The organism is Paraburkholderia fungorum, from assembly GCF_046027215.1.
In the GTDB taxonomy this organism is placed as follows: domain Bacteria; phylum Pseudomonadota; class Gammaproteobacteria; order Burkholderiales; family Burkholderiaceae; genus Paraburkholderia; species Paraburkholderia fungorum_D.
The window spans coordinates 2,456,119-2,470,977 of sequence record NZ_JAQQEN010000002.1; the positions used below are offsets into that span (position 1 = coordinate 2,456,119).

The window sequence follows — 14,859 nt, forward strand, 5'->3', positions numbered from 1 at the left end:
CCCGCATTCAAGTACCCTCGATGCCGGCCATCGAATTGCAGCAGCCATAAAAAAAGGTGCCGCGAACGGCACCTTTTTTACCACCACTCGCTTCTGCTAAAGCTTAGAAGCGGTGACGCAGACCGACCGTAGCAGCCGTCTGGTTCTTCGACGACGACGGCAGTTGCGTGTTGTCGCCGCTGTAGATCGAAGCGACACCGCCGTCGCCCATTGCGTGCTGGTACACGGCTTGAGCGTAGACGTCCGTACGACGCGACAGCGAGTAGTCAGCCTGCACGCCGATCTGGTGGTAACGCACCGACTCCGAAGCACCGTTCGCGCCGACGCCGTAGCCCTTGCCGTCCGTGAACGTGTAAGCAACGCCCAGACCCAGAGCCGGCGTCAGGTTGTACTTGCCGTTGACTTCGTAGTTGTTGGCGCGCAGCGATTGTTGTGCGCCAGCGACGTTGTCGATACGCGATTGCGTCCATGCCAGACCGACGGTAGCCGGGCCGAACGAGTACGAACCTGCTGCACCGAATTGACGTTGACGGAAGTTGCCCGTCGCGCCCAGGAAGCCGCCGTCCGAAGCACCGCCGTTGCTTGCCGTGCCTGCTGCGTTTGTTGCGCCCGGGTTATTCTGCTGTGCGTAAGCAGCGCCCAAACGCAGGCCTTGCCACTGGTATGCGGCACCGACGCTGTATTCGCGGTTGTTTGCGAATGCGCCAGCCTGGTTCGAGAAGCCGTACGTGCCGCCGAACGAGAAGCCAGCGTAGTTAGCGCTCGAGTACTTGACCGAGTTGTTGACTGACAAGCCGCCGTTCGTGTTCAGGTTGTCGTTGTTGAACGGATGCGCGAAGTTCGTACCGCCCCAGCTGCCCGTTGCCGTCAGCGGTGCCAGATAGTCTTGAGCTGCGTCGTATTGACGACCCAACGTGATCGTACCGTATTGCGCGCTCGACAGACCAACAAACGCTTGACGGTTGAACATGCCGTTGTTGTTAGCGAACTTGCCGTTGTTGATGTTGAAGCCGCTTTCCAACGTGAAGATTGCCTTCAGGCCGCCGCCCAGGTCTTCCGAACCGCGCAGACCGAACATGCTTTGGTTGATGCCACCACTGCCCGCTGCCCACTTGGAGTTGTGGCCGACGTTGCTGGTGTACGTCAGGCCCGCGTCCAGCAGACCATACAGGGTCACGCTGCTTTGTGCGTGAGCGACGGAAGCGAACGATGCGGCAACCGCAACGACGATGAGACTCTTTTTCATGTGGGACTCCTGTTCGATAAATTTACAGGGGGAGCGGGACCTGCCTCTGCAGCGCTTGCATCGCACTGCCGCCCTGTTGGCCGAACCGTTTCAGGCCAGCCGGGCAACCCTTGAAACGAAGCGTGAGTGTAGGGGGACACCCTGGTATCGAAGCTCGCGATTTCCGCAAGAGGATTTTTCAGAATCCGCAATAATCCAATTGTCGCAGGCATTAAGTCTTTGTTTTTCCGGCTTTTATCGCAGAATCAGGCATTTTCGTACCTGCTCTGGACAGAAAAAATTAGCAACATCTCAATATTAAAGTTGTACGCATGCAACAGCCTTTTAATATGCCCGACGTAATCGGGTCGGAACGATTGCCGTTTGTGTGGGTACGAATGGCGGAAAATCATGCCATTACATTGCGAGATTCAAGCGCGGTACAAATTTATTTTCGAAAAGTGGGAACTTAATTAGGTTAGCGTGGTCTGGCGATTTAACGCCGATTATTTGGCGGCGCAAATGCATCCCATTACTGGAGGAGAAAAACAGGGGGAGAACCCGGTGGAGAAAAGCGGCACTGATAACGCGGCGATCCTGATAGCTTATCAATGGCTATCGGCGCTATCGGCGAGGAACGCCTGAACCAGCAGAGTGCGCAACCTTCTGGCCGCATGATGGGCCGGCGGCCCCTCGGCCCGCATCCACGTGAAGCCTCCAGCACGGGTGTTGCCCGGAGGTGAGTTGCGGCGCCGGCCGCCGCGTGGCAACAAACCCGTACTGAAAGCGGACGGCAAACATCGAACAGCCTTCCGTATCCAATTAACGACCTTGCCGTCCCCTTTTTTACACGGAGTTTCCCTACTTCCCGGGCAGACTCCCTTATGACGCACGCGAAACTCATCTGACGGCACGTTCTACGCTACATCAGCCTGTAGAAATTGCGCAGCAGCGCCGCGGAAATTTCAACGCCGGTCGGTGCGGTAGCGCACGTCAGCGGCGACAGCCGACGGAGCACGTTGCTCGTTGACCGCCCCGGTTAGACACGGCTCCAGCCCGAAGAGCCGTGCGAAACAGAAAGTGACGCGCGTGAATACGCTCATCTGCCGCGTTGGCTCACTCTCGTCGTCGACAACTTTCAGTGGCGAGGCGAGCAGCGACTGGTGCGGGACGAAATCGGTAGCGGTGTGGTCGGGACGCATGGTGGTTCTCATTATTGACATAGCTGGAAGCTGCCGGTACGAATAACTGGAAGCGCTAAATCAATGGAATTAAATCGCCGTGATTTTGCCGCAGCAAGGCAATAGCCCAATCGCGATATTGCCGCAAGGGGCTCGGCACGCTTGACGCTCTTCCGCTGGCCAGGTGAACGTCAGAAGCACGACGTTGAAACCGACTGATGTCCCGAAAATAAACGCGTCCGCGGCCTGGCGCGATTCCACTCAGGTCGAAATTAATGACGTCGCGAAAGTGGCAAATTGCCGTGTTCGATATTGAAGTCACTCGACAAAATAAAAAGGGTTCCGAAATCCCGGAGCCCTTTTTTACATTTTCGGTGGGCCAGATCAGATTCGGGCGGCAATGCCGATCCGGCGGATATCCACCCCGTTTGTATCAAGGCATTTTGGGCGGCGTCAGCCCTCGCCGAACTCCGTCTCCCACACTTCCTCGATCGCCTGCAGCGCGGTCTATACGATCGACCGGTTCAGCGCCGCCGCGAGCGTACCGTCACGCTCCGCGTACGCTTCGCACAGCCGTTGATGATCGGCGCACGAGCGCTGCATCCGGCCTGGCAGCGACGTGCTCAGGGGTCGCAGCCGGTTGGTGCGCATCCGCATCGAATCGAGCACTTCCTTGAAGATGTTATTGCGGCTCACCCGCAGTTCTTCATCGCGAAACGCGACGTTAGCCATGTTTGTGATCGTCGTGATTGTCGGGCTACCAAAGCCGAAAACCAACGGCATTCGTCTGGAGGAATTGTCTCAATGAGTTCCATCGCCGCCGCATTCGCGCACCGGTCTTTTCGCACTGGCGCAGCGTCCCCTGCCGGTTCCGGTCGAGGTGCATCCTGCGATCCGGCAAAAAAGCGTTCCATCAGGCCAATCCCATCTCAATGGCGCACTTGACGAGATCGACGTGATTCTCGACATGCAGCTTACGCATCGCCGACCGCTTCTGCGTCGCGACGGTCGGCACCGAGCGGCTCAGGGTCCTGGCGATCTCCGTTACGGAACGACCTTGCGCGAAAAGACGCACTACCTCCAGCTCGCGCGGCGACAACGGTTGTTCACGCCGAAGGTCTTTGGTCGTCGAGCCTTCCCGCGCGAGCCGCTGCTGGATGCGCGGCGAAATGAGCGTTTCCTTGCTGGCGAGAGCTCGCACGCAAATCTGGGCCAGTTCGCTGGTGGGTTCTTCCTTGCTGACGATCGCGGCAACACCTAGCTTGCACAACTCATGGAACATCGCGCCGCTTGCGACCATCGTGAAGACGACAAGTGGAATGTCCGGGTGCGAGCGCCGCAGCAAGCTGACGAGGCGCAAACCATCGAGCTCGACCCCCTGTTCGTCGGCTTGCATCACCAGATCGGTAATGACGAGATCAGCGGGGTCCTTTTCGAGCAGCCCGATCAGTGCCGCACCGGAATTCGCGGTCGCAGTGATGGTATAGCCCGGCATCCTGGAGAATGTATCGGAAATGGCCATCAGAACGATTGGATGGTCATCGGCCAACACCACGCGGACATTGCGGGTCTGCCCACTCATGAGCCCACCTAGCAGAGAGTCTTTGACGTTTGCTTCGAAAAACGAAACAAACGAACAGCACGGTTCATCACGACTTTCCGATTCGGGCATGTGGCCCGCTAAATCATTGTAGGACATGGCTAGTCGCGTGGGAGAATCCGCGGATGACGCTCAAGCGTGATCTTCATCCGTTCGAATGCGCTTAAAACTATCTGGCGCGACGCCGCCCCGCGCAGGCTGAGAACGCCGGGAAAGATGAACGAACGCAGGAAACATACCGGCAATAGGAACATCGAAACGCTGTCCATCCTCTCGCACCAGCGTTGCAGCGTTCGGTTAATCGGCTTACAGACAAACATGCCAGGACCTTCATGAAAAGATAGCCGGCAACGATATAGATCGTTGCCGGTGGAAAACGCACAATCCGCTTGACGTCGATACCGGGCGTGCGGAAGAGGTAACGCGCCTTTCGCACTTTCGGTATCGGAACTTTAGATAAGGCGCCTCCATTCAGATATAGAGGAAACTCGAATCGCTCAGTCGCGCTCGGGCCGCGAGACTACTGGAGCAGATTGAATAACCAGAGGCTCGCGATCACGCCGAACACCAGGCCCATCACGCGGCCAATCAGCATGCTGTCGATATCCTGATCCAGCAGGAATGGGCTGCGGCGCGCGCGCAGCAACGTGCGCAGCAGAACCGGACGCGGAAAGACGATGCCTACGGCGATGCTCATGCCGATCAGAAGCTGTCTGATGCCCAAGGTGCCATTGAGTGCCGGCACCGGCAACGCCGGCAGTACCATCAATATCGCGAGGGTGATGAGCGAGGTCAGAAACAGACCGCCAAACATCTTGTCCACTGGGTGTCCCATTGCCTTACTCCTTGTGTTCACCCTTGCTGGCAAGAAGCTGCAGCAAGTGTCCATTGATACGCGCGACGACTTCCGACCAGTCGCACCCGAAGCGCCGACGGAACAGCTTCATCGTCGGATACCAGGGGCTGTCTTCACGCGTGTAATGCCAGCGCCAGTCGCCATAGGCGGGCAACATTAACCACACCGGCTTGCCCATCGCGCCCGCAACGTGCGCAACCGACGTGTCCACGGTCAGCACCAGATCGAGCGCGGCAACCGCGCTGGCTGTTTCCGCCATCGTGTTCAGGCTCTCGCCGACATCATGGAAGTTCGCAAGCTTTGCTGCGTAGGCGGCAGCCTCATCGGCGCCCGCGCCCTTCTGCAGACTGAAGAACTCGATGCCTTCCAGATTCATCAGGTCGTCGAGTACGGCCAGTGACGGCAACGAGCGTTGCCGGTCGTTTTCGTGCGTCGGATTGCCCTTGAACACGAGGCCCACCTTCAGCTTCTCCGCACCGACCTGAGGAAGCTTCGCAGGCGTTCCTCGCGGCGCGCGCAGGTATGGAACCGTTGCAGGCAGCGCCTCCAGATCGAGCGGCAAACAAGCGGGAATCGCGTGCGGGAACACCCAGTAATCGAGTGGCGGCAACACGGATGCCTGCTCGATGCTGATCACCTCGTCCATTTCGCCAGAAGCTCTGTAGAGATCGACGAGTGGCGCCTGGCACACCACTGTCACGTGCCGCGCGCCGCATCGTTCACGGAAAATTCTCGCAAAGCGCAGGAAGAAGATTTCGTCTCCCAGACCGAACTCACTCCAGATCGCAATGCTCTTTCCGGCGAGCGGCTGTCCGGTCCATTCAGGAACTGTCGATGGCGGTTGCGCGGTCGTGCGGCGCTTCCAGCCAAGCGGACCCATCATTGCCTCGCGCAAGGCGAAACCTTCCTGCAGCTTGCCTCGCGAAATGGCGTGCAGTGCCTGATACAGGCGCGGCGGGTGCTCGCCGGGAAGGCGCTCAACACACTGCGCCCAGAACGCGTCTGCTTCTTCCGGCACGTTCCAGCGCAGCATCTCCATCAGCGAGCGATGGTACATTTCGAACCGGTATGGGTATGTCTGAATAGCTTGCCTGCATGCGGCAATGCTCTGCTGAGCGCTGCGCGCATGCGTCGCTGCGTCGAGCAGCTCGCGCGCAGTCGGAACCGCGCGTTTGCGCAGCACGATCTCGATCGCGCACTCCGCGACACCTCTCGCCGTTTGATCTTCTTCGCGGCGGCCATCGTCGTAGTGCTCGCGCACCAGCGTCACGCGCTCGCATGCCGCCACGTGGGACACCTCGCGCACGAGGTCCAGCACGTTGACCGATTTCGGCAATGCACGGGCCGGCTTGTGGATCGTGAAGCTCGCCTTGTGACTGCGGTTGAATCGGTTCGGCCACTCCCCTTTTCCGTACAGGTCCTCGTCGGGCAACGTCAGGATTGCGTAACCACCCGGCTTCAACAGTTCGAGCCAGCGTGACAGCGCCTTGGCTGTGTTTTCCTGATCAGCCAGGCAATGGCTTGCATGCACGAAGTCGAACGACGCGTCGGTCAGTCCGGACGCTCCCAACCAGGAAGGGATCGTCAAATTCGCTGTAGACCAGCACCGGCAAGTCCGGATACTCGCTCGAAACGGAAGAGAGAAAACACCATCCATCCAGCGCGTTTCCGTCGGGCATCGAGTAGTCGGTGATCAACACGTCACAGAATGAGTCATTCAGCAACGCCATCAACTTCGACGCATTACTTTCTGCTCCGACTACGATAGCGCCGGTCTCCTCTATCGCTTTACCAAGCCAGGCTCGCACGAGCGGATAATCGTCGGCGATCGCAACCCTGATGGATTTTCCCTTCACAATCCTCTCCTTAACGGGCGACTGACGCTCCTCACCCATTCGATTCATCGACCGTCGCGATGTCGTTTTTCATGACATCGGGCAGGAGTGAATTTTGCACCCTTCCTTTTAGCGACCTGTCTTCAACGATATCCAATGAATTTTTCTATACATATAGAAAGACATCGAAAATGGATTGTGCTTCGTGCGTATTTGATTTCTTAAAACGGCGCACACGGAAGGCGTATTCAGCCTCGACGCCCGCCGATTTACGTATTTTCAATACAGTGCATCAGATGAGCAATCCGCGCGCGGGTTGAGTGCGAGACAGAAGAGTGGGCAGCAGTTCACCAGGAAGCGCCCGCGAAATCAGATAGCCCTGCACGAAATCACAACCTGCCGCCGTGACTTCCTCGAGGTCCGCAAACTTTTCAACACCTTCAGCGGTGATCTGCATGCCGAGACGCTTACCGAGCAGAACGCAGGCGTCCAGTGCCGCGTGAACTTTAGGGTCGATCGACGCGCGCTGCACAAAGGCGCGGTCGATTTTCAGTTCGGTAAAGGGGCACTGCATCAGCCGAAGCAAAGAGCTATGGCCAATACCGAAGTCGTCAATCGCGAGTCCAAATCCGGCCGCACGCAATTCTGCCGTTGCAGCGGGGAGCGTAGCGTCGTCGTCAGCCGTACCCGTTTCGACGATTTCCAGCACGATGCGTTGCGGCGTAGCAGCACACTCGTCCACCATTCGCAGCAGGCGGTCCCGCGCTGCGGCGCGCCCGATCAGACTTGCCGGCACGTTGACCGCAACCGATAGCGGATAACCCGCCGCCGTCCAGTCGCGTTGCGCGGCAAGCGCCTGCGACAGGATCGAATACGTCAGTTCCTCGATCGCGACAGGCGACGCGGTCTCCAGAAAGGCTGCCGGCGACGATACGCCGTGAACAGGGTCCATTATTCGCGCAAGCGCTTCAACGCCTACGATCTTGCCCGTCGCAAGTTCGGTCTTCGGTTGGTACCACGCAGTCACGGGCGGCAGCTTCGTTTCAGGCAGCCACCCTTTGGCATGCGCGCGCCGCCCATCCCGATGCGGACAGCGCAGTAGTTCAGATTGCGCGCTCATCATGCGCCCCGTGCTGCTTCAGCCGGTTGCTGGCTTCGCGGCGCGGTCGTCCGCCGGCGAAGCAGACGCGAACGCGCTGCAATTGATTTGCGCATCGTTTCGGCGGCGTCGCCGAACAGCTCCTGAAGCGCTTTCGCCAGCAATCCCATCTGCGACCACATCTTGAAGCGGAGATGGCAGATGTGGAAGTCAGGCGTGCGCGCGGGCGGAGTGGACCACGGCGCGCCGTTGGCGATAACCCAAATCACGCACTCGAAGACGTCCCGGTTGCGATAGGCCGGACGCCCACGCGTCTCCGCTCCCGGGGCCCGTTCAAAGATCCGGCTGATACGGATCCATTGCTCATCCGTTAGCACTGCCCTAAATTCCATGCTCATATCGTTTCCCCTGGATAGCTTCCAACGATACGAACCTTGCCATCGAGAATCCATCGAACAAATTCGAATCTCGGCGGTGTTGCGAGTGGACCAACGCGGATCAATCGAGAACGTCTTCTACGAGGACGGTGCTCAGGCGAAGTAAGAGGCAGGTGACGATGATCGGCCGTTCGGCGGCATCTCTCGCAAGTTACGAAGTCGACCAGGGCAGGGTCGATCGTGTATTGGGCTATTGGTCATTTTTCAGGCCAGCCACCCGGATTCCGCTTTCCGCACCACCGCGGACCACATTGCCAGGATTGGATCGATCAGCTTGCCGGTTCCTTCAGCCAACCTCGCGCAGTACTGCGATCAATGCTCCATCGTCTTTTTGACGCTTCTCAAACATGCCGCCTCGCTGATACGCGCACCGCATCTTATTGTCGCTCTCGCGGGCAATCGCATTGTCAGAAAACACTTCGGCATACCAATCATAGTCCTCGACCCAGTCCTGATATGTGGAGCGAAAGCCATGCACCGTGAATAGCCTTTACCTGGTCTTTGCCGGTGTGCTACTCAGTTGTGGTTTCGAAGCCGGCTGAGTAGGCGCTGCGTTTTCCCGCCCGCACCCTCCTCTTTCCTTCCCGCTGCAGATAGCGTCTGCATCGAGACGCTGCCGGATCGGTAGGCAACCCTCCCGCATAGGCTAGCGCCAGCAGCCGCACACAGCGCCTCTGGTGGTGTCATCAGACCATCCTTCAACGACACCTCTGGATAAGAGCCAAAGGCAAGAAGTTTTTCCGTACCCGCAAAGCGGTACGTTAGGCGCCAAAGACGGGAACCGTTCGGGTTCAGCAACAAAAAAAGGCCACCGTCGTCGGATAGCTTCGTGGACTTAGCGCCAGCCTTGACCTTGCGGACTGCTGCGTCGGGAAGAGCCATTGGGGGTATCTCCTCATTCCGAGGACGGGATACCCCCAAAACTGCCCCCAGCGACCCGAAGATGTCAACGGATGACAGAGGAGTTTGCGGGAAGCAGCGACGTCCTGAAACGCCCGTGCATTAAGGGTTTAGGAGGTTTGGGCGGAATGCCCGGGATCTTGCTGGAACAACGGATGGTGGGCCGGGTCGGAGTCGAACCGACGATGTCCTTTCGGAGGCGGATTATGAGTCCGCTGCCTGCAACCAGCACGGCGTCCGGCCCAAGGAAGAAACCCGGTCTGGACGACCGGGTCTATTCGCTGATTGGCCGACATACTACACGAAAAAGGGGCCTCCGCAACCGCTTCGCTTACGCGAAACAACCGGGAGGCCCCTTCAAACTGCTACATCCACTGCAACGACCCGCCTGCTTCGATCAATTTCCTTCGAGGAACGACTTCAGCTTGTCTGAGCGGCTCGGATGGCGCAGCTTGCGCAGCGCCTTCGCCTCGATCTGACGAATCCGCTCACGCGTCACGTCGAACTGCTTGCCGACTTCTTCCAGCGTGTGATCGGTGCTCATCTCGATACCGAACCGCATGCGCAGCACCTTTGCTTCGCGCGGGGTCAGCGAGTCGAGCACGTCTTTCACGACATCGCGCATGCTGGCGTGCAACGCCGCGTCCGCCGGCGCGACCGTGTTCGTATCTTCGATGAAGTCACCCAGATGCGAATCGTCGTCGTCACCGATTGGTGTTTCCATCGAGATCGGCTCCTTCGCGATCTTCATGATCTTGCGGATCTTGTCTTCCGGCATTTCCATCTTCTCCGCCAGCGTTGCCGGATCCGGCTCGAGACCGGTTTCCTGCAGAATCTGACGCGAGATGCGGTTCATCTTGTTGATCGTTTCGATCATGTGAACCGGAATCCGGATCGTACGCGCCTGGTCAGCGATCGAACGCGTGATGGCCTGACGAATCCACCACGTGGCATACGTGGAGAACTTGTAGCCGCGACGATATTCGAACTTGTCCACCGCCTTCATCAGGCCAATGTTGCCTTCCTGAATCAGGTCGAGGAATTGCAGACCACGGTTCGTGTATTTCTTCGCAATCGAGATCACGAGACGCAAGTTCGCCTCAGTCATTTCGCGCTTCGCCTGACGCGCCTTCAGTTCGCCGGCCGCCATCTGACGGTTGGTTTCCTTCAGGTCCTTCAACGGCAGCACCACACGCGCCTGCAAATCCAGCAGACGTTGCTGCTGTTCGCGGATCGCCGGAATGTTACGCGTGAGGATCGCGCTATACGCGTGGCCTTCACCGACGATCCTGTCGGCCCACTCGAGATCCGTCTCACTGCCCGGGAAACGCGCGATGAACTCCGCACGCGGCATGCCGCATTTGTCGACCACCGTATGCAGAATCTGACGCTCGACCTGGCGCACTTCGTCTACCTGCGCGCGCAGCGTGTCGCACAGACGCTCAACCGTACGCGCGGTGAAGCGGATCGTCATCAGTTCGTTCTGGATCGTTTCCTGCGCTTTCAGGTACGACTTGGACTTGTAGCCTTCCTTCTCGAACGCGCGACGCATCTTGTCGAACCATTCGCTGATCATGGCGAACTTCTCGAGCGACGCACGCTTGAGCGCTTCCATCTGCGCCGCGTTGGCCGTGGCCTGAGCCGTGCCGTCGTCTTCTTCCTCGTCCGCTTCGTCTTCTTCCTCGACTTCCTCGTCTTCGCTCTCGATCGCTTCCGCCTCCTGCGCGGAGAAGCCATCCGCGTCTTCCGCGTTGGCGTCGATCAGGCCGTCGACCAGTTCGTCGATACGGATTTCCTCGTTCGCGACGCGCTCGGCCATCGCCAGGATGTCGGCGATCGTGGTCGGGCACGCGGAGATGGCCATCACCATGTGCTTGAGGCCGTCTTCGATACGCTTGGCGATTTCAATTTCGCCTTCGCGCGTGAGCAGTTCGACCGTACCCATTTCACGCATGTACATGCGGACCGGGTCGGTGGTGCGGCCGAATTCGGAGTCGACGGTAGAGAGCGCGACTTCCGCTTCTTCTTCCACTTCGTCGTCCGAAGAAGCCGCCGGCGCGTTGTCGTTCAGCAGCAGCGTTTCAGCATCCGGTGCCTGCTCGTACACCGCCACGCCCATGTCGTTGAACGTGCTGATGATGCCTTCGATCGCCTCGGTTTCAGTGAAGTTGTCCGGGAGGTGGTCGTTGATTTCAGCATACGTGAGGAAGCCGCGCTCCTTGCCGAGCTTGATCAGCGCGCGCAGTTTGGAACGGCGCTCTTCAAGCTCCTCGACAGTGCCCGGCTGCGATGACGCAAACGCGTCTTTCAACAGCGCTTTTTCCTTTGCACGACGATCGCGAGCCTTGACCTTTTCCACCTTGCCCGGAACGGCCGCAGGGGTTTCTTCGCTCTGGGTTGCGTCGTCATCGACGGGTACTTCATTCAGCTTTTTCGTCATGGAGTTCGCCGTACCGGCTGTAGTCTCGACTCGCGGCTGGTGGACAACAGCCGGTAGAACCGTGGATACTGAAGTCTCGCGAACTGCCGCATCGTCCTGCGCGGCAGCCGCTTCCCTTGCGCTACTGACACCCGGCCGTGTTGTGACCGGTAGTGGTACAGCTGTCGCCGCCCTGACCGGCTCCGCTCGCGCAGCCGAAGTGGTCGAGGGTTTCTTCCCGGCAGCAGGTGTGACGCTGACCGCAGACGCTTTTCGGGTAGAAGATACTAACTTGGCCTCGGTGACCTTTCTGGTCGGCTCCCCGGAGCTCGTGCCCGTCGTTTTCTTTCCGCCCGTATTTCCGCCTGTAGTCTTTGCCATCGCATCGCCTTTGCTAGGAAAACCTTTGGAAAACAAACCCGCTAGAAACCTTTTATTATAGCACCCAGGTTTCGCCCTTCCCGCCTACAGCCCAAGCTGGCGCTTCATGTCGGCCCGCTTCCGATTCAGCTCCGAGAGCTCCGCAAACTCCTCCGGCGTGTGCCGGGATTGCCGCGAAAGCTGCTCGAGACGATCGCAGTAAGCGTCATACCGCATCTTCAGGATCGCCGCTTTCAATTCCTCTCCAACGATCCGTTCCTGCTCGCGCCGTTCCTCGATGACGGTCGCATCCGCCGGGTCCTTCAGCAGTAAATCCCGGACATTTTCATCATAGTCTAGAATTTTGCGAAAGATTTCCTCGAAAGTTGGGGCGTTTGCGCCGTTTCGCAATAGGTCGGACAGTAGTTGAAACTCCGCCGAATCGCCCAGAGCGCGCGCATGCGTCGTCACTTCTTCGAACAGTTCGCCGTGCCGCGTGACGCTCAGAAGCGCCTGCTCGGCTTCTTCGTCGAGCACCGCCACGGTTCGCGGATGCATCACCAGATTACGCAGCGTTTTCTCCTCAATACCCGTCACGCGGCGCCGGTCTTTGCGGGCCGGCGCCGCGCGGGCGGCCGCCGCAATGCGGGCATCGACCTCGCACAACCCGGCCACTTCGTCGAACGGCACGTCGAGCCGGTCGGCGAACATATGCATGATCTGTGCGCGCAGCGCATTGGCCGGCAGCGCCTGCAGCAGCGGCTTGGCGTCGAACAGCGCCCGGGCGCGGCCTTCCGGCTGATCCAGTTCCTTGCCGGTCAGCACCTCGTTCAGCATGAACTGCGAGAGCGGCATGGCCCGCTCGACCTGCTCGGCGAACGCCTCGGTGCCGAATTCGCGCACATAGCTATCCGGATCGTGTTCGGACGGCAAAAACAGGAAACGGATGGTCCGGTTATCGGCCGCGTGCGGCAGGCAGGCGTCGAGCGCACGGCGCGCGGCGCGCCGCCCCGCCGAGTCGCCGTCGAAACTGAAAATGACCGTATCGGTCTGACGCATCAGTTTCTGCACATGAATCGGCGTGCAGGCCGTGCCGAGCGTGGCAACCGCATTCTGAAACCCCAATTGGGCCAGCGCGACCACGTCCATATACCCTTCGACCACCAGCACGTAGTGCTGTTCGCGGATCGCCAGGCGGGCCTCGAACAGCCCATACAACTCGCTGCCTTTGTTAAATAGAGGCGTTTCCGGCGAATTCAAATATTTTGGTTCGCCACTGTCCAGCACGCGGCCACCAAAGCCAATTACCTGTCCCTTCACATTGCGTATCGGGAACATGATCCGCTCGCGAAAGCGGTCGTAGCGACGGTTCTGACCCTGCGCATCCGACTTTTCGCTGACGATGACCAAACCCGATTCGACCAGCGCATCGTCCCGATAGTTAGGAAATGCGGGTTCAAGGTTCTGCCAGCCGTCCGGCGCGTAGCCGAGACCGAAGCGGGCCGCGATCTCGCCAGTGAGACCGCGCTTTTTCAGATACTGGATTGCGTCCGGCGCGCTGCGCAACTGTTTGCGGTAGAAATCGCACGCGGTCTGCATGACATCGGACAGCGCCGTGGTGACCGCTTTGGACGCCGCCGGCGTGTAGCCACCCGAGCCACCGCCCCCGCCATATCCCGGCGAGGGTTCGTTCGGCACCGTCAACCCGACCGACTGCGCGAGATCGTTGACCGCCTCGGGAAACGAGGAGCCGACGTGCTCCATCAGAAACCCGATGGCCGTACCGTGCGCGCCACAACCGAAGCAGTGATAAAACTGCTTAGTCGGACTAACCGTAAATGAGGGGCTTTTCTCGTTGTGAAACGGGCACAGCCCCATGAAGTTCGCGCCGCCTTTTTTCAACTGCACATACCGACCGACCACGTCGACGATATCAACGCGGTTAAGCAGATCCTGCAGGAATGACGGTGGAATCACAGTAAATGACGCTACCTTAGAAGCTCAAGGCTGCGCACCCCGCCAACCGACGGCGCGCGCAGACCGGAAATACGGGAGTTACTTCGCGAGCGCGGCTTTGACTTGCGCCGAAACAGCGGTCAAGTCGGCGCGGCCGGCCAGCTTCGGCTTGAGCACGCCCATTACCTTGCCCATGTCCTGCGGGCCCGCAGCGCCGCTTTGCGCAACCGCGGCCTGCACTTCAGCGATGATCTCCGCCTCGGACATCTGCTCCGGCATGTAAGCCGTGAGAATCGCGAGTTCAGCCTTTTCCTTGTCGGCCAGATCCGTGCGGCCCGCGGCTTCGAACTGGCTGATCGAGTCTTTGCGCTGCTTGATCATCTTGTCGACGACGGCGGTGATCGCGCTGTCGTCGAGCGTGATGCGTTCGTCGACTTCACGTTGCTTGATCGCGGCGAGCAACAGGCGGATCGTGCCGAGACGCTCGGTCTCACGCGCCCGCATGGCTGCTTTCATATCGTCGTTGATCCGGTCCTTGAGACTCATCACTCACCTGAATGCGTTGAAAATTGAAAAACCGGCCAGGTCATCTGCATCAACACAAATACCCGCTTGGGACTGCTTCCTCAAGCGGGTTGGTGCAAATTCGCGTAGTGGATGCGACCCTGCCGGCTGGCCCGAAGGGGCCGTATTTTCCGTGATGGCACCTGCCGTGCCGCCACCGGTTGGATATCGCCGCTCCGTTTCGACGGGACCGCGGCGACGCCAGAATCAGTAGAACTTCTCGGGCAGCATCTGCCCACGCAGACACTTGGAATAACGGCGGCTGCCTTCTTGCGTTTAGTTTCACGCTGTGGGCTTTTCGTAAAACTCGTTGGCACGCAGTGCTGTTAGCAGCCCGTTCCTCTCCGCCGTGCGCCTGAAGCGGCGCGTGGCGGCTTCAAACGGCTTGTTATCTGCCCGTTGTCTTTTACGCGGATGGTCGTCATTT

At 59.1% G+C, this 14,859-nt stretch carries 13 protein-coding genes, 1 tRNA gene and 2 pseudogenes; all 16 read right to left on the minus strand.

Features of this window, described 5'->3' with window-relative positions:
• Positions 1–103: 103 nt before the first annotated feature.
• Positions 104–1,246 (minus strand): porin, encoded by a 1,143-nt coding sequence (locus tag PQR27_RS31385; RefSeq protein ID WP_408527452.1) that lies wholly within the window; start codon positions 1,244–1,246, stop codon positions 104–106.
• A gap of 944 nt (positions 1,247–2,190) precedes the next feature.
• On the minus strand, positions 2,191–2,427 hold the full coding sequence (locus PQR27_RS31390) for a hypothetical protein (protein ID WP_408527453.1): 237 nt from the start codon (positions 2,425–2,427) through the stop codon (positions 2,191–2,193).
• Positions 2,428–2,913: 486 nt separating this feature from the next.
• Positions 2,914–3,135: pseudogene (locus PQR27_RS31395) on the minus strand (FCD domain-containing protein); the annotation flags it as partial.
• 184 nt (positions 3,136–3,319) lie between these two features.
• Complete coding sequence (locus tag PQR27_RS31400) at positions 3,320–3,988, minus strand: response regulator (RefSeq protein WP_408527454.1); 669 nt, start codon at positions 3,986–3,988, stop codon at positions 3,320–3,322.
• A 538-nt stretch (positions 3,989–4,526) separates the two neighbouring features.
• Complete coding sequence (locus tag PQR27_RS31405; protein WP_408527455.1) at positions 4,527–4,841, minus strand: hypothetical protein; 315 nt, start codon at positions 4,839–4,841, stop codon at positions 4,527–4,529.
• 4 nt (positions 4,842–4,845) lie between these two features.
• Positions 4,846–6,432, minus strand: coding sequence for a methyltransferase domain-containing protein (locus PQR27_RS31410; RefSeq protein ID WP_408527456.1), 1,587 nt, complete (start codon positions 6,430–6,432; stop codon positions 4,846–4,848).
• The gene (locus tag PQR27_RS31415) at positions 6,368–6,766 is read right to left on the minus strand and encodes a response regulator (protein ID WP_408527457.1); all 399 of its coding nucleotides are present in this window, start codon (positions 6,764–6,766) and stop codon (positions 6,368–6,370) included. Before PQR27_RS31415 ends, PQR27_RS31410 begins: the two co-directional genes overlap by 65 nt.
• A 223-nt stretch (positions 6,767–6,989) precedes the next feature.
• Positions 6,990–7,817, minus strand: coding sequence for an EAL domain-containing protein (locus tag PQR27_RS31420; RefSeq protein ID WP_408527458.1), 828 nt, complete (start codon positions 7,815–7,817; stop codon positions 6,990–6,992).
• Positions 7,817–8,188, minus strand: coding sequence for a transposase (locus tag PQR27_RS31425; protein WP_408527459.1), 372 nt, complete (start codon positions 8,186–8,188; stop codon positions 7,817–7,819). The genes PQR27_RS31420 and PQR27_RS31425 overlap by 1 nt, the downstream gene beginning before the upstream one ends.
• Positions 8,189–8,519: 331 nt before the next feature.
• Complete coding sequence (locus tag PQR27_RS31430) at positions 8,520–8,711, minus strand: hypothetical protein (protein ID WP_408527460.1); 192 nt, start codon at positions 8,709–8,711, stop codon at positions 8,520–8,522.
• 38 nt (positions 8,712–8,749) lie between these two features.
• A complete protein-coding gene (locus PQR27_RS31435) occupies positions 8,750–9,115 on the minus strand; it encodes an Arm DNA-binding domain-containing protein (protein WP_408527461.1) in 366 nt (121 codons plus the stop codon).
• 174 nt (positions 9,116–9,289) lie between these two features.
• Positions 9,290–9,377 (minus strand) — tRNA-Ile (locus tag PQR27_RS31440).
• A gap of 153 nt (positions 9,378–9,530) precedes the next feature.
• Positions 9,531–11,933: an RNA polymerase sigma factor RpoD gene (rpoD, locus tag PQR27_RS31445; protein ID WP_408527462.1), complete on the minus strand. Its 2,403-nt coding sequence runs from the start codon at positions 11,931–11,933 to the stop codon at positions 9,531–9,533.
• Between the two features lie 84 nt (positions 11,934–12,017).
• Positions 12,018–13,889 (minus strand): DNA primase, encoded by a 1,872-nt coding sequence (gene dnaG, locus PQR27_RS31450; RefSeq protein WP_408527463.1) that lies wholly within the window; start codon positions 13,887–13,889, stop codon positions 12,018–12,020.
• A 78-nt stretch (positions 13,890–13,967) separates the two neighbouring features.
• The gene (locus PQR27_RS31455) at positions 13,968–14,414 is read right to left on the minus strand and encodes a GatB/YqeY domain-containing protein (RefSeq protein ID WP_408527464.1); all 447 of its coding nucleotides are present in this window, start codon (positions 14,412–14,414) and stop codon (positions 13,968–13,970) included.
• A 225-nt stretch (positions 14,415–14,639) separates the two neighbouring features.
• Positions 14,640–14,857 (minus strand): annotated as a pseudogene (gene rpsU, locus PQR27_RS31460) (30S ribosomal protein S21).
• Between the last annotated feature and the right edge of the window lie 2 nt (positions 14,858–14,859).

What these genes read in the sequence shown, in the direction of transcription:
- PQR27_RS31385 (WP_408527452.1), bottom strand. Translation starts at nt 1,246, where the DNA reads ATGAAAAAGAGTCTCATCGTCGTTGCGGTTGCCGCATCGTTCGCTTCC.
- PQR27_RS31390 (WP_408527453.1), bottom strand. Translation starts at nt 2,427, where the DNA reads ATGCGTCCCGACCACACCGCTACCGATTTCGTCCCGCACCAGTCGCTG.
- PQR27_RS31400 (WP_408527454.1), bottom strand. Translation starts at nt 3,988, where the DNA reads ATGAGTGGGCAGACCCGCAATGTCCGCGTGGTGTTGGCCGATGACCAT.
- PQR27_RS31405 (WP_408527455.1), bottom strand. Translation starts at nt 4,841, where the DNA reads ATGGGACACCCAGTGGACAAGATGTTTGGCGGTCTGTTTCTGACCTCG.
- PQR27_RS31415 (WP_408527457.1), bottom strand. Translation starts at nt 6,766, where the DNA reads ATGAATCGAATGGGTGAGGAGCGTCAGTCGCCCGTTAAGGAGAGGATT.
- PQR27_RS31420 (WP_408527458.1), bottom strand. Translation starts at nt 7,817, where the DNA reads ATGAGCGCGCAATCTGAACTACTGCGCTGTCCGCATCGGGATGGGCGG.
- PQR27_RS31425 (WP_408527459.1), bottom strand. Translation starts at nt 8,188, where the DNA reads ATGGAATTTAGGGCAGTGCTAACGGATGAGCAATGGATCCGTATCAGC.
- PQR27_RS31435 (WP_408527461.1), bottom strand. Translation starts at nt 9,115, where the DNA reads ATGGCTCTTCCCGACGCAGCAGTCCGCAAGGTCAAGGCTGGCGCTAAG.
- rpoD (WP_408527462.1), bottom strand. Translation starts at nt 11,933, where the DNA reads ATGGCAAAGACTACAGGCGGAAATACGGGCGGAAAGAAAACGACGGGC.
- PQR27_RS31455 (WP_408527464.1), bottom strand. Translation starts at nt 14,414, where the DNA reads ATGAGTCTCAAGGACCGGATCAACGACGATATGAAAGCAGCCATGCGG.